The sequence below is a fragment of the Massilia sp. PAMC28688 genome (genome assembly GCF_019443445.1).
Lineage (GTDB): Bacteria > Pseudomonadota > Gammaproteobacteria > Burkholderiales > Burkholderiaceae_D > Telluria_A.
Genome location: NZ_CP080378.1, coordinates 3,551,554 through 3,568,261, shown reverse-complemented (window position 1 = coordinate 3,568,261; position 16,708 = coordinate 3,551,554). Strand labels below are relative to the sequence as shown.

The window sequence follows — 16,708 nt, the reverse complement described above, 5'->3', positions numbered from 1 at the left end:
TGAGGACGCGTGACTGAGGACGCGTGACTGAGGACGCATGAATGAGCACGCCTGAATGAGGACGCCTGTCGCGGGCGTCCGTCAGACCCGCCCGGCACGCCGGGCTTGTCCACGTTGGCGCGTCAGACGGCAGGCAGCACCGGACGGGTCTCGAGCGCGGTGCGGATGATGCGCTCGGCATGCTGGCGCTGCGCCCCGTCCAGCGGCAGACGCGGTGCCCGCACCCGCTCGCTGGAACCAATGGCCAGGGCCTCGGCGAGCTTGATGTTTTGCACCAGATAGGTCGAGACATCCAGGTCCAGCAAAGGACGGAACCAGCGGTAGATGGCCAGCGCTTCGGCCTGGCGTCCGGCGCGCATCAGGCGCCAGATGGCCACGGTTTCATGCGGGAAGGCCACCACTAGGCCGGCCACCCAGCCGACCGCGCCCACGGACAATGCTTCGTACGCCAGGTTATCCACGCCCGTCAACAGGGCAAACCGGTCGCCAAAGCGGTTGATGATATCGGTGCTGCGGCGGATATCGTCGGACGACTCCTTGATGGCGACAAAGCGGGCGTCGTCGGCCAGTTCAGCGAGCATGTCGCAGCTGACGTCAACCCGGTAGGCCAGACGATTGGAATAGATCATGACGGGCAGGTCTCCTGCCGCCGCGATGGCGCGCAGGGCCGCGACGGTTTCGCGATGGTTGCTGTGATAGATGGTGCTGGGCACGACCATCAGGCCATCGGCGCCGGCTCGCGCTGCCTGCGCGGCCAGGGCGCAGGCGTCGCGGGTGGCCGCTTCCGCGATGGTGAGCAACACAGGACGCTTGCCCGCTGCCTCCTTCGCCAGGCGCAGGACGGCCAGGCGCTCGGCGTGCGACAGCATGGGGCCTTCGCCCAGCGAGCCGCAGGCAATCAAGCCATCGCAGCCGGCGTCCATCATGAGGCCAAAGCAACGCGCCATCTCGGCGTGGTCCAGCTCGCCCTCTTCGTCAAATTTGGTGGTTACCGCGGGGATGACGCCTTGCCACATGGTGATCCTTCAGGTTCAATGGAGAAGGCAATCAGCATAGTCTGGTTTACCGGCGCAGTCTTGCGGCGGCCGCGCGGCATACAACGCCCAAATCGGCACAATGACCATTATGGCCGCGCCCGAACTATACTGGCTGTTTTGACCACAGTGGAGCCGCTTCGCGATGGATATGCGTACCGTGTTCAATCAGCGCCCCGCGCTGCGTTCAGTCGACCTGCCGGCCATGGAGAGCTTGTTCGATGCCCTCACCGATGTCGCGTTTTTCGTCAAGGACCGCGAAGGCCGCTACCTGAGCGTCAATACGACGCTGGTGCGCCGCTGCGGCCTGCGCTCCAAGCGTGACATCATCGGCAAGACCGTCCTGGAAGTGCACCCGGCCCACCTGGCCCACACCTATCTGCAACAGGACCATGCCGTCATGGAAAGCGGAACCGCCCTGTGCAAGCACCTCGAGCTGCACCTGTATCCCACCCGCGCGCGCGGCTGGTGCCTGACCCACAAGGTGCCGCTGCGCGACGAGCAGGGCACGGTCGTCGGCCTGGCTGGAACCTCCCAGGACCTGGGCCTGGCCGACGAACTGCATCCCGTCTACCGCAAGATTGCCGCCATTGCCCAGCATATCCGGCAGCACTACCACACGCCGATTTCGATGGAAGCACTGGCTTGCCAGGCGGGCCTGTCATTGTCGCGCGTGGAGCGGCTGTTCCAGCGCGTCTTCCACTTTTCGCCGCGCCAGCTGCTGCTGCAGTCGCGCCTGGAAGGGGCCATGGCCATGCTGGAATCGGATGGCGAGCACAGCATTGCCGACATCGCCTATGCCTGTGGCTACACGGACCACAGCGCCTTCAGCCGCCAGTTCAAGGCCCATGCAGGCATGAGTCCGGTGCAATACCGCGCCATGCTTCGCGCCAGCGCCACCCAGCCGAGCGCGGCACAATCGATTGCACCGATATAATAAATTCAAGACAATTTATGTTTCGGGAATACGATGACCACGCTGAAAACCACCTTGCTGGGCTTGGCTGCCGCCGGCATCGTACTGGGCGCCCTTGCCGCCTGCTCGCCCCTCGGCGCGCTCAATGCCCTGTCCCCGGGAAAATCTCTGCGCACCAGTGCGGGTGTGCCCTACGGTGCCAGCCCGCGTCATAAGCTCGATATTTATACGCCAGAACAGAGCGTAGCCAATGCACCGGTAATTGTGTTTTTTATGGGTGGCAACTGGGTCAAGGGGGAACGGGGCGACTACGCCTTTGTCGGGCGGGCCCTGGCCGCGCGCGGCTATGTCGTGGTGATACCCGACTACCGCCTTTACCCGGAGGTGACCTATCCGGATTTTCTGGACGACTCGGCCGGGGCCGTGGCCTGGACCGCGCGCGAGATCAGCCGCTTTGGCGGCGACCCCAGTCGCTTGTATGTCATGGGCCACAGCGCCGGGGCCTACAATGCAGCGATGGTGGCGCTCGATCCGCGCTACCTGGCAAAATTTGGCATGCGCGCCTCGGCCTTGCGCGGCCTGATCGGCCTGGCCGGCCCCTATGACTTCCTGCCGATTCATAACCCGACCACCAAGCCGGTGTTTGATTTCCCCAATACGCCGCCGGCGTCGCAGCCCATTCACCATGTCAGCAAGGCTGCGCCGCCTGCCCTGCTGATTGCCGCCAACGATGACGATCTGGTCAATGCCAGGCGCAACACAGGCGCGCTGGCCAACAAGCTGCGTGCCAAGGGCGTGACGGTGCAGGAGGTGTATTTTGATGGCGTCAGTCATACGACCCTGGTGGCCTCGCTGGCGGCGCCCCTGCGCAGCCTCGCACCCACGCTGGATGTGATCGACACCTTCGTCGGCAGCGATGCGGGCCGCAATCCTGGTAGCGGCACCGCTGCAGCGGCGCGCTGACCGCGCCGTCACGGCAATGTGCGGGGCCCGCCGCCAGCCGGCTTGTTGAAGGCCCAGCGCATCGAGCGCCGCGCCGTATGCGAAAGCGATGGCATCGCGCAGCGTAACGAGCACGGTCAGCCAGCGGTTCAGAAAAATCGCAAACAGCCCCGCAGGCCGCGCCTTTTGCGCAGCATCTGGCTTGTTCATTTCCAGTATGACCATGATAGCTCCCTGTCCTGCGCGGCCGCTTGCAGACGCTCACCTTACAAGCTGGCGCAAAAAATTCAAGCGCAGCGCGCGGCAATCGCCGCCTTTTCACACAAAGTTTGATACAGCACAGTTACGGGATCTTGCACGCGCGGACGCGGTCGAAGTGGCATGGAAAACACTTTACAAGCGAGCGGCACCGGCACGCGCATGGCAGCCGACCTGTGGCAAGTTCTGAAAAGCCATCGCGGGCGCATCGGCCTGGCACTGGCCTGCCTCATCATTGCCAAGGTCGCCACCGTGGCGGTACCGCTGCTGTTAAAACGCATTATCGATGCGTTCACCCAGCCCCAGGAACTGCTGCGCCTTCCCGTGTACCTGCTGGCGGGCTACGCCCTGCTGCGTTTTCTGTCCACCCTGTTCAACGAACTGCGCGACCTGCTGTTCGCCCGGGTGACGCTGCACACGGTATCGGTCTACGCGCAAAAGACGTTTGCCCATCTGCATGCGCTGGGTGCGGGCTTCCATGCGCGGCGCCAGATCGGCGGCCTGCTGCCCGATATTGACCGCGGGACCAGCGGCATTGCTTTCCTGCTGGGCGTGGGCTTGTTTACGATGGTGCCCACCCTGGTGGAAATCGGCCTGGTGCTGGCGGTCATGCTCGACCGCTACAGCGCCTGGTATTGCGCCATCATCGTGCTCATGTTCCTCGGCTACGCCGGCTTCACGCTGGTGTTCACGGCCCGCCGCGTGATCTATCAGCGGCGGGTGAACAAGCTCGATTCCGGCGCCAAGAGCCACCTGGCCGACAGTCTTATCAACTATGACACCATCAAGTACTTCGCCAACGAAACCTTGGAAGCCGATCGTTTCCGCATCATCATGCGACGCTGGCAACACGCGGGCATGGGCAACCAGCGCGCCCTGTTCGTCCTGCATGTCGGGCAGAGCGCCGTCATCGGGTGCGGGGTGGCGGCCATCATGCTCATGGCCGGACGCGATGTGTGGCGCGGCGCCATGCGCGTGGGCGACCTGGTCCTCATCAATGCTTATGCCCTGCAGGTGTGCCTGCCGCTGAATGCCCTCGGTTTTGTGTACCGCGAAGCGCGCGACGCCTGGGTCAATGCGGAACGCCTGTTTGCCCTGTTGCGCGAGCGACCCGACCGGCCCGACCCGCCGGGCCTGCCCCGCCTGGACCCGCGCAGCGGGGATGTGGTGTTCGAGCACGTCAGCTTTCACTACGAACTGTCGCGCCCCATCCTGCGCGACGTCAGCTTCCGTATTGCGCCGGGGCGCACGCTGGCCGTGGTGGGCCGTAGCGGGTCCGGCAAGTCAACCCTGGCGCGCTTGCTGCTGTCCCTTTACGCGCCGGTGCACGGCCGCATTCTCATCGATGGACAGGACCTGGCGCAGCTGTCGCCAGGCAGCGTGCGTGCTGCCATCGGCGTGGTGCCACAGGAAACGGCATTGTTCAATGAAAGCATCGGCTACAACATTGCATACGGCCGTCCGGGCAGTGCCGAGGCCGACGTCATTGCCGCGGCAAGGGCCGCGCACGTGCATGCGTTCATCGATGCCCTGCCCCACAAGTACGCCACGCTCGTGGGCGAGCGCGGGGTCAAGTTGTCAGGCGGCGAAAAGCAGCGCATCGCCATCGCCCGTGCCGTGCTCAAGAATCCGCCCATTCTCATTTTTGACGAAGCCACGTCAGCACTTGATTCAGATTCAGAGCGCGCCATTCAGCGGGAACTGGAACGATTGTCGCGTGATCGAACGACTCTCATCATCGCGCACCGCCTGTCGACCATCGTGCATGCCCACCACATCATCGTCATGGATGCCGGGCGCATTGTCGAACAAGGCAGCCACCGCGCATTGCTGGCCACAAAAGGCTTGTACGCGCGCCTGTGGAACCTGCAGCAGGAACGTGGGCCGGCGACATGAGAATTTTTCTCGCGATCATTGATATCACCAGGGTCATCCGGCCGGGCAGGATAAGGAAACACTATGCGCACGTCACAAATTAGTGCTTGGGTGTGCTGCCATCGTCGGGCGTGGCGGGAGTAGCCATGCGGCCCTTGCACATTCTTACCTGGAACACGCACGGCAGCTACCTGTACTACCTGAGCCAGGTGCCCCACCATTTCCACATCCTCTCCCGGCCGGGCCGTCCACCCGGTTATGGCGGCCGGGCGCCTGGCGTGGCATGGGGCCCCAATGTGCATGACATGCCTGCCAGCCATGTGCGGCACCATCATTTCGACTGCATTATTTACCAGGACGATCCGCAGTACGAAAAAGACCAGTACGAGCTGCTCGGTGCGGGCCAGCGCGCCTTGCCGCGCATTTACATCGAGCACGATCCGCCCCGCGCGCATCCGACCGACATGCCACACCTGGTAGACGACCCAAACGTGGTGCTGGTGCATGTGTCGCACTTTAACCGGCTCATGTGGCGTACCGGCCGCTCGCCGGTGCGGGTGATCGAGCATGGCGTACCGGTGCCGCCACAGGTGCGCTACAGCGGTTCGCTCGCGCGCGGCCTGGTCGTCATCAACCACCTGGCGCAGCGCGGACGGCGCCTGGGCGCCGACATCTTTGCCGGGGCAGCAGCGCGCGTGCCCCTTGACTTGGTCGGCATGGGCGCCGAAGCACTCGGCGGCCCGGGCGAGATCGCGCACGAGCGGCTGCCGGCCGTCAGCGCGCGCTACCGATTCCTGTTCAATCCCATCCGTTACACCAGCATGGGGCTGGCTGTCATCGAGTCCATGATGGTGGGCCTGCCGGTGGTGGCACTGGCCACCACCGAAATCGCCACTGTCATCCGTGACGGCGAGACCGGCTTTGCTGACACCAATCCGGACCGCCTTGTCGATTGTATGCAGCGCTTGCTGCGCGACCCGGGGCTGGCGCGTGAGCTGGGCGAACGGGGGCGCCTGTATGCGCGCGAACGCTTCGGCATTGGCCGCTTTGTGGCCGAATGGGATGCCCTCCTGCGCGAAGTGACGGGGGCGACCGGCCCGGCCCGGCCGGGCTCCGGCTGAGTGGCTCGTCAATCCTGCAATAACAAGAACATCTCAAGGAGCAAGCATGTTACCCAATGAGAAGCCGCTGCCGGCCAGCATTGGCGCAGCCCTGGTGCGGCGTGTCGCCATGATCAGTGATCACGCCTCGCCGCTGGCAGCGCCAGGCAGCATCGACAGCGGCGGCCAGAATGTGTATGTGGCCCACCTGGCGCGCGAGCTGGCGCTGTCGGGCTGCCAGGTGGATATTTTCACGCGGCGCGACAGCATGGTGAATGCGCAGGTGGTGCAGTGGGGCGAGCGCATCCGGGTGATCCATGTGCCGGCCGGTCCCGCGCACCACGTACCCAAGGAGGACTTGCTGCCCTACATGGACGCGTTTGCCCGTTTCGTCAGCGCGTTTGCGCGCCGCCAGGATTCGTCGTACGACATTGTTCACGCCAATTTCTTCATGTCCGGCATGGTGGCGCAGCGCCTGCGCCAGGAACTTGGCCTACCCTTCGTCATCACCTTTCACGCACTCGACCAGGTGCGGCGCAAGGCGCAGGGCGCGGCCGATGCCTTCCCGAACGCACGCCTTGGCATTGAACGCGCACTGATGCGCGACGCCAGCCGCATCATCGCCGAGTGCCCGCAAGACCTTCAAGACATGGTGCAGCTATACGGCGCCAACCCCGCCAGGATTGATATCGCCCCCTGCGGCTTCGATCCGCAAGAGCTGTGGCCGGTCACTGCGCGCTTGGCGCGCCAGCGCCTGCGCTTGCCCGGTGCCCGCTTCATTGTGCTGCAGCTGGGCCGCATCGTCCCGCGCAAGGGCATCGATACGGTGGTGCGCAGCCTGGCCCTGCTGCGCCGGCGCTACGGCATTGACGCATTGCTGCTGGTGGTGGGCGGTGAAGGCGGCGCCCAGCAGGCCGACACGGCCGAACTGGGCCGGCTGCGGACACTGGCATGCGCGCTTGATGTGAGCGGCGATGTGCTATTCCTGGGCCGCCAGGCGCGCGCGCAACTGCGCTACTTCTACAGCGCCGCCGACGTGTTCGTGACCACGCCATGGTACGAACCTTTTGGCATTACCCCGGTGGAAGCCATGGCATGCGCGCGGCCCGTCATCGGCGCCGCGGTGGGCGGCATCAAGAGCACCGTGGTCGACGGCAGCACCGGCTTCCTGGTTCCCGCGCGCGACCCGCAGGCCGTCGCCGAGCGGCTCGCACAACTGCACAGCAATCCTGAACTGGCAAGCAATATGGGCGACGAAGGCATGCGGCGCGCATTCCAGTACTTCACCTGGCGCACGGTGGCACGACAGGTGGCAGCCATCTACGCCACTGCCGCCGGCGTTGCTTCCCTCCCATCGCAATTGACGTCCTGAAGGAAAAAAACCATGTTTCCCCCGCATCCTGAAATGCCTGGGCTGGCCGGCAAGGTTGCCATGATCACCGGCGCTGCAAGCGGCCTGGGGGCCGCACTGGCCCAGGTGCTGGCTGGCGCCGGCGCCGCCATCATCGTGACTGACATTGACGAACCCGGCGCCGCCGCCATGGCCGAACGCCTGCACGCGCAGGGCGCGCGGGCCTGGCCACTGGTGCTGGACGTGGGTGACGCTGCTGCCGCGGCACCGGCCGTGGCCGCCGGCTTCGACCATTTCGGCAGGCTCGACATTTTGATCAACAATGCCGGCACCGATAAGACCCTGCCGCTCGAGGAACTTACTGCCGAGCAGTGGCAGCGCGTCATCAATACCAACCTCAACGGGCCGTTCCTGCTGTCCAAGCATGTAGCGCCCTATCTGCGCGCGGCCGGGGGCGGCCATATCGTCAATATCGCCTCCACCGCCGCCAAGCGCGCCTGGCCCAATGCCAGTGCCTACCATGCGAGCAAGTGGGGGTTGCTGGGCCTGTCACACGCCTTGCATGCAGAACTGCGTCCGCATGGCATCAAGGTCACGGCCGTGGTGGCCGGCGGGATGCGCACACCCTTCCTGCTTGAGCGCTTCCCCGAACTCGATCCCGCGGCGCTGCAAGACCCGCTGGACGTGGCCGCTGCCATTCAGGCGGTGCTGCTCATGTCGGCCGGTAGCGTTGTTGCGGAGCTGACCGTCCTGCCCATGCGCGAGACTTCCTGGCCATGAGCATCCGCGCGATTTTCCTGGACAAGGATGGCACCTTGATTGAAGACGTGCCCCATAACACCGACCCGCGCAGGATTTCACTGTGCAATGGTGCCGGTGCCGCCCTGCGCCTGCTGGCCAGGCTGGACTACCGCCTGTTCGTGGTGAGCAACCAGGATGGCATTGCTCACGGCCATTTCGAAGAAACGGCCCTGGTGGCCGTAGAGAATCGCCTGGGCGACCTCCTGTTCCGCGAGCGGGTTTCACTGGACGGCTTTTACTTTTGTCCGCACCACCCGCAGGGACGCGTGACCGCATACGCGGTCGAGTGCCTGTGCCGCAAGCCCATGCCAGGCATGCTGATCCAGGCAGCACGCGAGCACGACATTGACTTGCAGGCGTCATGGATGCTGGGTGACATCCTGCACGATGTGGAAGCGGGCAACCGTGCGGGCTGCCGCACCATCCTCATCGACAGCGGCAACGAGACCGAATGGCGGCTCAGCCAGCACCGCGTGCCGACCCGGGTGGTGGCCGACATTTACGCCGCCGCGTGCATTGTGGCGGGCGCAGCAGGAGCATCCAGGTGAATGCCCCCGACTGGCAACAGGCGCGCCACGTGCTGGCGGTGCGGCTCGACTCGCTCGGCGACGTATTGATGTGCACGCCTGCCCTGCGGGCCATCAAGGAAGCCAGCCCGAAGCGCTCGCTCACGCTCCTGACTTCCGCTGGCGGCGCTGCCGGTGCCGACTTCGTCCCCGACATTGACGCCGTGCTGCGCTACGAAGCGCCCTGGATGAAGCCACCTTGCGCAGGGCTGCCGCACGATCTGCGCATCATCGAAGCAATGCGGGCCGAACGTTTTGATGCTGCCGTGATCTTTACTTCCTACAGCCAGAGTCCCTTGCCGGCAGCCATGCTGTGCCGCCTCGCCGGCATTCCCCTGTGCCTGGCACATTGCCGCGAAAACGCCTACCACCTCATCTCCCACCGCGTTCCGGATGCCGAGCCTGACCAGATGGTGCGCCACGAGGTCCAGCGCCAGCTCGACCTGGTGGCCAGCGTGGGCTGGCAAACGCATGACAGCAGCCTGTCCTTCATGGTGCCCCGTGCCGCCATGGTGCAGGCACAGGCGCTCCTGGCCAGCCATGGCATCTTGCCGCATATGGGGTACGTGCTGCTGCACCCGGGCGCCAGCGCACCATCCCGCCGCTACCCGCCCCATCTGTGGGTGGAACTGGTCAATGGCTTGTATGAACGCCTGCAGTGCCCCATTCTGCTCAGCGGCGACGCTGCCGAACGCGCGCTGGTCAGTGCGATTGCGGCCCAGTGCCGCGCTGGTGTCATCGTCCTGGCCGGCGAACTGAACCTTGGACAGCTGGGCGCGGTCATCGGCATGGCGCGGGTCATGGTGGCCAATAACACGGGGCCGGCCCATATGGCGGCCGCACTCGGCACGCCCATCGTCAGCCTGTATGCCCTCACCAATCCCCAGCACACACCGTGGCAGGTACCCAGCCGCGTCCTGTTCCATGACGTGCATTGCCGCCTTTGCCACAAAAGCGTGTGTCCGGAAGGGCACCAGGACTGCCTGGCAAAGGTCGCGCCCGTGCGCGTGATTGCGGCAGTGGAAGAACTGCTGGCCCAGCCGCTGCCTGCGCGATAAGCGCGCCGCTGCCCTGCCGGTTCCGTCAGCCTGCACAGCGCGGGGCATTGGCTGGTCCAGGCACCCGTCCTGGCTCTCCGGTGCACCCGCCCACTGCGTCCCGTGCAGCGCCAACATCAGGGGCAAGCACATCGGCGAGAACAGTCACCTGCCAGCGCTCGCCAGGCGCAAGCCCGTGTCCGCGGCCGGAGCCCGATCGCGAGGCCGTCGCACAGTCAGGCACCGGTCCCGGACGGCCCCTTCAAGGATTGCCACCTGCCGTGGCAGCTCGCACCCCGGGAATGTCTGTCGTGGGCCGCCCGAACTTGCCCTTCAAAGCATCCACACCGTCTTGCGGTTTGGCCAGTTGCTGCAAATCGGCACGCTGCTGGCGCTTTTTCGCCGTGCTCACATCCATTCGCCGGTCGCGCCTTTCAATCATCGCGGGAATGGCTTCCCCATCCCGGCTGAACGACCAGGCCAGCTTTGCTGGTCCCAGTGGCAACTGATCAGCCGCCATGCCTTCGTGCCCGGTATTCCACAGGTGCCACGTTTTGCCGTAACTGTTCATCTTTTGGCGCATCAAGGCTTTCTCGGCAGCGGCAGGAATGCCCGGCGCGATCAATTGGCCAGAAAGAATTTCGCCGTTATGAGGATGCCAGAATGCCCGTTCCTCTGCCGGCAGGGTGGCAAACAGCTTTTCCGAGATGATGTATTCCACGCCGTTGAGCCGCGCGTTTTTTGTGCTGCTGTCAAACAGGGCGCACTGAGCAAAATCCTCATTGACCTGGTGACAGTAATGATGCGCCTCCATTTGATGCTCGGGCTGCTCTTTCATCGGATGAAACCCGACTATGTAGACATCGAAAGGCTTCAGCGGCGTGTTCGATTGCAACACTTTGGCACCAGCTTCCAGCGCCATGGTCTTGGGTGTCTTTGGATCGCCAGGAACAGGCGGCGTCTGCGCCCACCCAACGCTGCTCACTGCCAACGCAGCCAACCCGACCAACAATTTCTTAGTCATATGCACTCCTTCGATAGCGTTTCAATCATTGGACCGTCAGACGGGGACGCAAGTTGCGCAGTACCGCCAACGTCGTGCGCGACCCTTCGCCCGGCGGATGCGGCAGACACTCCCCGCCCCGGGCAGGGACAGATTCTCTTGTGCAAAATACCTCTTTTTTGTCCGGCGCCTGGGCGGATGCGCCGACATGGAGCGCTCACGCCAGCAAACGCGAATGCTTGGGAAGCTTGGCCGACAGGTAATCGTGCTGATCTGCAAGCACATGGCGGCCGCTGAGGATGAAATGTTCGAAGCGACATGGCGCGTATGGCACGTACAGCAGCGGCCTGAAATCGTGGATGAATTTCGATCCCTTGGCCTGATTACATGTCTTGCAGGCGGTCACGCAATTGGTCCAGGTATCCTTTCCCCCATGCTTGCGTGCGAGCACATGATCACGCGATAAATGCTGCCGTGCGAACACGTTGCCGCAGAATGCGCAGGTATGACGGTCACGGGCAAACAATAAGCTGTTGTCATCGCCCAGTGGCAACTCCTGCCGCAAAATGCGCGCCATGCGCTCACTGCCCGAGATGGCAATGATGGGCTTGACCGTCAGCGTCGACAGCACACCGGCATTCGAGACGCCACCACGGAACAGGAATTCACGGTCGCCAAGCTCCCACGCCACCTTGTTGGTGGCGTAGTAGTGGACAGCGTCCTGGGCCGAAATCCAGTCAAACGGATTGCCGGCAATATCGAGAGCGAGAATCTGCGGAGTCATATCAATCACCTCTGCTGCAATCTTAGTGGAAAAGGCGATGGCGTGTCATTCAGCAGTATCCGTACCGCATGCTTCAGGATGGATGCGGCATACCGCTCACGACCCGCTACTGACCCGCCTGCATCCCGGAGTTGCGCTCACATTTACTTACAAACGTTAGCTACCCCACATACGCGATTCGGAACACCGCCTATAACAGGGAGGCTATCCAGGCGTGCCCTGCGCCGCAACAGGACCAACCACCCATGCGACCCGAGATTGACCTTATCCAACCGCTTGTCCGGTTGCGCACGAACCCGCAAGCCAGCGGCCGGGCCAGTGCGGAACTCGCCGCGCTGCTGGCCGCCTGCGCCCGGGCCGACCCGCGCGCATTTGCCCAACTGTACACCCTGGTTGCGCCCCGTCTGCGGCGCTGCGTCATGCGCCTGACCAGTCAGCACGACATCGTGGATGATATCGTGCAGGAAAGCCTGATTGCCATCTGGCGCCAAGCCCACACTTACGAATTCCATCACGCCAGCCCGATGACCTGGATGAGCGCCATCGTGCGCCACAAAACCTTTGATCATTTTCGTGCTCAGCGCGTGCGTGCCAATGCCGACGACCATTTTTTCTTCGACTGCACGCATGAAGAAAACATTGCTCACTCACCCTGTAGCCTGCTGGAATCGCGCCAACGCACCTCGGAAGTCGCGCGCTGTCTGCACCAACTGCTCGCTACCCAACGCCAGGCGATCGAATTGGCGTACATGCAGGAATTGACCCACGAAGAAGTGGCGGCAAAGCTTCAAAAGCCGCTGGGCACGGTCAAGACCTGGATCCGGCGTGGCGTTCTCGACCTGCGGCGCCAGATGGGCTCCAGGCGCTGCCACGGTGCGCAGCGTGTTCTGCCACAGCAGCCTTTACAGCCGGGCCTGGCATGCGCTTGACCCTGCCAAACGCCACGTTCGGCCATGGGCAACAAAACCTTATCTTTTGCTCAACCATGGTGCTAGAATCAGCGATCGTTTTTTTCCCGTATTGCAATGTCTCTCACCGCAGACCAGATTCTCGCCCTGGCGCCAGACGCCTCGTCGGCCAAGGCCGGCAGTGCCCAGGCCAGCCGCGCCAAATGGTCAGGCCTCGGCGGCCACGCGCAAGCGCTGTGGGGACTGTGCCAGGGGAGCGGCAAAGAACCCTACCGGGCGCAGATAGACCTGGCCGGTCCGGCATTCAAATGCACCTGCCCCAGCCGCAAGTTCCCCTGCAAGCACGGGCTTGGCCTTTACCTCTTGTATGCTGCGGACGGCGCTGCCTTCACGGAAACAGCACTCCCCGCCTGGGTGAGCGACTGGTTCAAGAGCCGCGAACAGCGCTCTGAGAAAAAAGCCGCCAAAGAAACGCAGCATGCCGACCTGTCGCCGCAAGAACTGGCCGCCAAGGTCCAGAGCCAGCAAAAGCGGCAAGAAAAGCGCCAGGGCAATGTCGAATCGGGCCTTGCCGTGCTCGATATCTGGCTGGCCGACCTGGCACGCGAAGGATTGGCAGGTCTGCGCAGCAAAAGCGCACGCGACTGGGAAGCCATCGCCGCGCGCCTGGTCGATACACAAGCGCCGGGCCTTGCTTCACGCGTGCGCCGCGTCGGCATGCTGATCTATGGTTCCAGCACCAGCGGCTGGGAGCCGGAAGTAGCCGGCGAACTCGGCCAACTAGCCTTGCTGGCCGATGCCTACCGCCGCCTGCCACAATTACCCGAGGCATTGGCGCACGACGTCAAGACCGCGATCGGCTGGTCCATGAGCCACGAGGAAGTGCTGGCCCAGCCCGGCATCCACGACAGCTGGGACGTGTGGGGCAACCACACCCAGGACGATGGGCGGATTGCACGCCGGGCGTGCTACCTGCGCGGGCGCACCACGGGCCGCTGGGCCATGCTGTTGCAGTTCGCGGCCGGCTCCCAGCCGCTGCCCCCGCCGCTTCTGCCGGGCACCTGTCAAGCCGGCACGTTCCATTTCTACCCGGGCGCGGTGCCGCTGCGCGCCGTGATGGGCGACGACGTACAGCTGGCACCAGCCCATGCGCTTTCGCTTGACCCGCCCGCTCTGGCCGCGTGCCTGCAGCACCATGCCCAGGCGCTTGCGCTCAACCCGTTTCTGGACAGCTGCCCCATGCTGCTGGCCCAGGTCACCCCGGCCATCGCGCTGCAACCGGAGGAACAGATGACCCTGCACACGCAAGACGGCGAGATCGTGCCGCTGGCGACCTCCTTTCGCAAGATCTGGCACTTGCATGCCATCGCCGGGGGCCATCCCGTCACGCTGTTCGGCCTGTGGAACGGCAACGCGCTGCTGCCACTGTCGGTCATCAGCGCCGGCCGCATGCACCTGCTTGACGTCGAGCGTGCCGCATGAGCTTTGAGATCGATCTTCACAAGGCGATACTGGCCGGCACCGAGCGCGTGCCGCTGGCCGGCCACGTCTCCGCCCCCGCCCTGCAAGCGCTGCTGGAACCGCTGCAGCGCGATAACCGCCTGTGGCATGTCGTGGCCGCGGTCAGGCTGTGGCAGCGCGCCGGCCTGCAGCCGCACACTGGCGTGGCGACGCGCCAGCCAGCCGCACCTGAAACACCCTGCCCCCGCGCTGCGGAGCACCAGTTACACCTGATCCTGCGCGGCATTCGCCCGGAGCTGCTGGAAAACTGGCTGGCCCTGGCGCACAGGCATGCAGTGCCACTGCCGCACAGCGCCCTGCCAGCGGTCCTCGACCATGGCGTGCGCACGTCCGCCCTGCGGCCGGCCATCAGCGCCGTGCTGGGCGCGCGAGGTGCGTGGCTCACCGCCCAGCACCCGCAGTGGCGCGACGCCTACGCGCCCGCCACCTGCACCCACCAGGCGCTCGAGCGTGAATGGGAACTGGGCACCCTGGCGCGCCGCACCGACGCGCTGCGCCAGCTGCGCCTGCGTGATGCCGCCGCCGGCCTGCACCTGCTCGAGCAAGGCTGGCCCCAGGAACCGCCCGAAAGCCGCGCCGCGCTGCTGCCCATGCTGCGCCACGGCCTGTCGCAGCACGATGAAGCCTTCCTGGAGTCGGCGCTGGACGACAAGCGCAAGGAAGTACGCACGGTCGCGCTGGCACTGCTGGCCAGCCTGCCCGGTTCGCAGCTGAGCCAGCGCTGCGCCGCACGGTTGGGCGCCCTGTTCACCCTCAAGCCACGCCTGCTCGGCCTTGCGCAGCCTGCGCTCGAGATCACACTGCCGGAGAAAGCCGACAAAGCCATGAAGCGCGACGGCGCCGGGAGCGGCAGCTATCACCTGCTGGGCGAGAAGGCCGGATGGCTCGCAGACCTCATGCAATCCGTGCCACCGGAGTACTGGAGCCGCCACTGGCACATGGCGCCCGAGCAGGTGCTCGCGATCATGGCCGCAAGCGACTTTCGCAGCGCGCTGTTGCACGGCCTGGTCAACGCCTGCGCCAACACCTTCAGCGCCGCGCGCGACGAATCGCGCGCCTGGCTGACCACCTTGATTGGCGGCGTGACGCGCCACGATCCCGGCATTTTGCCCGGCGCCGCACTGATGCCGGCCATTCACCAGCTGCCGCTGGAACAACAGGAAGCCATCGTGCGCACCTGGCTTGACGACTGCAACGACAACCGCGCCAGCATGCCCAACGCCATCTTATGGGCGCAGACGCTGGGCCACGCGCTCCCGCCCGCCCTGTCGCACGCGATGCTGGTGGCGGCCCAGCGCGTCATGCGCGACAACCCGCAGCAATCGTTTGCCGCCAGCGGCTACTTCGGCACGCTGGCGCGGGTACTCGACGCCAGCGACCCCGCCTACGTGCGCCAGGGCTGGCCCGAAGACAGCTGGGAGCGCTGGCCGCAATGGCGCAGCCCGGTGGATGCCCTGATCGACACCATCGAATTCCGACACACAATGCAAAAGAGCTTTCTGGAAAAGGACGACGCATGAGCACTCCCCACAGCAACACGGTCATGAGGCAGCAGGCCGAGCAGCAGTACGCCCATGAACTGGCCGCGCTGAAAGACATGGACCAGCGCCAGCGGCCGCCCAACTGGGAAATGTCGCCCTGGGCGGTGGCCACCTACCTGCTCGGCGGCAAGCTCGACAACGGCGTCGAGATCACGCCCAAGTACATCGGCAAGCGCCGCATCATCGAGATTGCCGTGGCCACCCTGGCCACCGACCGCGCCCTGCTGCTGCTGGGCGTGCCGGGGACGGCGAAATCATGGGTGTCCGAACACCTGGCCGCCGCCATCAGCGGCAATTCCACACTGGTGGTGCAAGGCACTGCCGGCACTGCGGAAGAAACCATCCGCTACGGCTGGAATTATGCCCAGCTGCTGGCCAAGGGCCCGAGCATGGACGCCATTGTCGCCAGCCCCGTCATGCGCGCCATGCGCACCGGGAAGATGGCCCGCATCGAAGAACTGACCCGCATCCCGTCGGAAGTGCAGGACAGCTTCATCAGCCTGCTGTCGGAAAAGCTGCTACCGATCCCGGAACTGGACCAGTACGTGCAGGCCGAGAAAGGCTTCAACGTCATCGCCACCGCCAATGACCGTGACCGCGGCGTCAACGACCTGTCGAGCGCCCTCAAGCGGCGCTTCAACACGGTGGTACTGCCCCTGCCCGACAACGCCGATGAAGAAGTCCAGATCGTGGAAACGCGCGTGGCCAGCCTGGGACGCGCGCTGGAACTGCCGATCGAAAAACCGGCACTGCAGGAGATTCGCCGCATCGTCACCATCTTCCGCGAACTGCGCGCCGGCCAGACCGACGACGGCAAGATCAAACTGAAGTCACCATCGGCCAGCATGAGCACGGCCGAAGCCATTTCGGTTGTCACCAACGGCATGTCGCTGGCGGCGCACTTCGGCGACGGCACCCTGCGCGGCGCCGACATGGCGTCGTCAGTGGTCGGCGCCATCGTCAAGGACCCGGTGCAGGACCGCCTGGTGATGCTCGAATATTTGGAGACCGTGGTCAAGGAACGCGAAGGCTGGAAAGACCTGTACCGCGCCTGCCACGCCGTCCTGTGAC

The 16,708-nt window shown here is 64.7% G+C and carries 16 protein-coding genes; 13 read left to right on the top strand and 3 right to left on the bottom strand.

Annotated features, from left to right (window positions below):
• Positions 1 to 122: 122 nt before the first annotated feature.
• Positions 123 to 1,016, bottom strand: coding sequence for a dihydrodipicolinate synthase family protein (locus tag KY495_RS15945; RefSeq protein ID WP_219880366.1), 894 nt, complete (start codon positions 1,014 to 1,016; stop codon positions 123 to 125).
• A 163-nt stretch (positions 1,017 to 1,179) separates the two neighbouring features.
• Here KY495_RS15945 and KY495_RS15940 point away from each other — a divergent pair, with 163 nt between their 5' ends.
• The 9 genes from KY495_RS15940 (at position 1,180) to KY495_RS15900 (ending at position 9,901) form a co-directional block, all read left to right on the top strand.
• Positions 1,180 to 1,971, top strand: a complete 792-nt coding sequence (locus tag KY495_RS15940) for an AraC family transcriptional regulator (protein WP_229518330.1) — start codon at positions 1,180 to 1,182, stop codon at positions 1,969 to 1,971.
• A 33-nt stretch (positions 1,972 to 2,004) separates the two neighbouring features.
• A complete protein-coding gene (locus tag KY495_RS15935) occupies positions 2,005 to 2,913 on the top strand; it encodes an alpha/beta hydrolase (protein WP_219880365.1) in 909 nt (302 codons plus the stop codon).
• A gap of 45 nt (positions 2,914 to 2,958) precedes the next feature.
• Entirely contained in the window at positions 2,959 to 3,225 is a 267-nt protein-coding gene (locus tag KY495_RS15930) for a hypothetical protein (protein ID WP_219880364.1), read from the top strand.
• Positions 3,226 to 3,273: 48 nt separating this feature from the next.
• Complete coding sequence (locus tag KY495_RS15925) at positions 3,274 to 5,046, top strand: ABC transporter ATP-binding protein/permease (protein WP_219880363.1); 1,773 nt, start codon at positions 3,274 to 3,276, stop codon at positions 5,044 to 5,046.
• Positions 5,047 to 5,171: 125 nt separating this feature from the next.
• Positions 5,172 to 6,146 (top strand): glycosyltransferase family 4 protein, encoded by a 975-nt coding sequence (locus KY495_RS15920; protein WP_219880362.1) that lies wholly within the window; start codon positions 5,172 to 5,174, stop codon positions 6,144 to 6,146.
• A gap of 46 nt (positions 6,147 to 6,192) precedes the next feature.
• Positions 6,193 to 7,497, top strand: a complete 1,305-nt coding sequence (locus tag KY495_RS15915) for a glycosyltransferase (protein ID WP_219880361.1) — start codon at positions 6,193 to 6,195, stop codon at positions 7,495 to 7,497.
• Positions 7,498 to 7,509: 12 nt separating this feature from the next.
• Positions 7,510 to 8,256: an SDR family oxidoreductase gene (locus KY495_RS15910; RefSeq protein WP_229518329.1), complete on the top strand. Its 747-nt coding sequence runs from the start codon at positions 7,510 to 7,512 to the stop codon at positions 8,254 to 8,256.
• A complete protein-coding gene (locus KY495_RS15905; protein WP_219880360.1) occupies positions 8,253 to 8,825 on the top strand; it encodes an HAD-IIIA family hydrolase in 573 nt (190 codons plus the stop codon). The genes KY495_RS15910 and KY495_RS15905 overlap by 4 nt, the downstream gene beginning before the upstream one ends.
• Entirely contained in the window at positions 8,822 to 9,901 is a 1,080-nt protein-coding gene (locus KY495_RS15900; protein WP_219880359.1) for a glycosyltransferase family 9 protein, read from the top strand. The genes KY495_RS15905 and KY495_RS15900 overlap by 4 nt, the downstream gene beginning before the upstream one ends.
• A 241-nt stretch (positions 9,902 to 10,142) precedes the next feature.
• Here KY495_RS15900 and KY495_RS15895 read toward each other — a convergent pair whose 3' ends face one another.
• Complete coding sequence (locus KY495_RS15895; RefSeq protein ID WP_219880358.1) at positions 10,143 to 10,904, bottom strand: OBAP family protein; 762 nt, start codon at positions 10,902 to 10,904, stop codon at positions 10,143 to 10,145.
• A 196-nt stretch (positions 10,905 to 11,100) separates the two neighbouring features.
• On the bottom strand, positions 11,101 to 11,667 hold the full coding sequence (locus KY495_RS15890) for an HNH endonuclease (protein WP_219880357.1): 567 nt from the start codon (positions 11,665 to 11,667) through the stop codon (positions 11,101 to 11,103).
• Positions 11,668 to 11,912: 245 nt separating this feature from the next.
• On the opposite strand from KY495_RS15890, the gene KY495_RS15885 reads away from it, so the two are divergent.
• From KY495_RS15885 to KY495_RS15870, 4 genes are all read left to right on the top strand, one after another.
• Positions 11,913 to 12,596, top strand: coding sequence for an RNA polymerase sigma factor (locus tag KY495_RS15885; protein WP_219880356.1), 684 nt, complete (start codon positions 11,913 to 11,915; stop codon positions 12,594 to 12,596).
• Between the two features lie 96 nt (positions 12,597 to 12,692).
• A complete protein-coding gene (locus KY495_RS15880) occupies positions 12,693 to 14,057 on the top strand; it encodes an SWIM zinc finger family protein (RefSeq protein ID WP_219880355.1) in 1,365 nt (454 codons plus the stop codon).
• Entirely contained in the window at positions 14,054 to 15,616 is a 1,563-nt protein-coding gene (locus KY495_RS15875; protein WP_219880354.1) for a DUF5691 domain-containing protein, read from the top strand. Before KY495_RS15880 ends, KY495_RS15875 begins: the two co-directional genes overlap by 4 nt.
• The gene (locus KY495_RS15870) at positions 15,613 to 16,707 is read left to right on the top strand and encodes an AAA family ATPase (protein WP_219880353.1); all 1,095 of its coding nucleotides are present in this window, start codon (positions 15,613 to 15,615) and stop codon (positions 16,705 to 16,707) included. Before KY495_RS15875 ends, KY495_RS15870 begins: the two co-directional genes overlap by 4 nt.
• Position 16,708: the final 1 nt, after the last annotated feature.

What these genes read in the sequence shown, in the direction of transcription:
- KY495_RS15945 (WP_219880366.1), bottom strand. Translation starts at nt 1,016, where the DNA reads ATGTGGCAAGGCGTCATCCCCGCGGTAACCACCAAATTTGACGAAGAG.
- KY495_RS15940 (WP_229518330.1), top strand. Translation starts at nt 1,180, where the DNA reads ATGGATATGCGTACCGTGTTCAATCAGCGCCCCGCGCTGCGTTCAGTC.
- KY495_RS15935 (WP_219880365.1), top strand. Translation starts at nt 2,005, where the DNA reads ATGACCACGCTGAAAACCACCTTGCTGGGCTTGGCTGCCGCCGGCATC.
- KY495_RS15925 (WP_219880363.1), top strand. Translation starts at nt 3,274, where the DNA reads ATGGAAAACACTTTACAAGCGAGCGGCACCGGCACGCGCATGGCAGCC.
- KY495_RS15920 (WP_219880362.1), top strand. Translation starts at nt 5,172, where the DNA reads ATGCGGCCCTTGCACATTCTTACCTGGAACACGCACGGCAGCTACCTG.
- KY495_RS15915 (WP_219880361.1), top strand. Translation starts at nt 6,193, where the DNA reads ATGTTACCCAATGAGAAGCCGCTGCCGGCCAGCATTGGCGCAGCCCTG.
- KY495_RS15910 (WP_229518329.1), top strand. Translation starts at nt 7,510, where the DNA reads ATGTTTCCCCCGCATCCTGAAATGCCTGGGCTGGCCGGCAAGGTTGCC.
- KY495_RS15905 (WP_219880360.1), top strand. Translation starts at nt 8,253, where the DNA reads ATGAGCATCCGCGCGATTTTCCTGGACAAGGATGGCACCTTGATTGAA.
- KY495_RS15895 (WP_219880358.1), bottom strand. Translation starts at nt 10,904, where the DNA reads ATGACTAAGAAATTGTTGGTCGGGTTGGCTGCGTTGGCAGTGAGCAGC.
- KY495_RS15890 (WP_219880357.1), bottom strand. Translation starts at nt 11,667, where the DNA reads ATGACTCCGCAGATTCTCGCTCTCGATATTGCCGGCAATCCGTTTGAC.
- KY495_RS15885 (WP_219880356.1), top strand. Translation starts at nt 11,913, where the DNA reads ATGCGACCCGAGATTGACCTTATCCAACCGCTTGTCCGGTTGCGCACG.
- KY495_RS15880 (WP_219880355.1), top strand. Translation starts at nt 12,693, where the DNA reads ATGTCTCTCACCGCAGACCAGATTCTCGCCCTGGCGCCAGACGCCTCG.
- KY495_RS15875 (WP_219880354.1), top strand. Translation starts at nt 14,054, where the DNA reads ATGAGCTTTGAGATCGATCTTCACAAGGCGATACTGGCCGGCACCGAG.
- KY495_RS15870 (WP_219880353.1), top strand. Translation starts at nt 15,613, where the DNA reads ATGAGCACTCCCCACAGCAACACGGTCATGAGGCAGCAGGCCGAGCAG.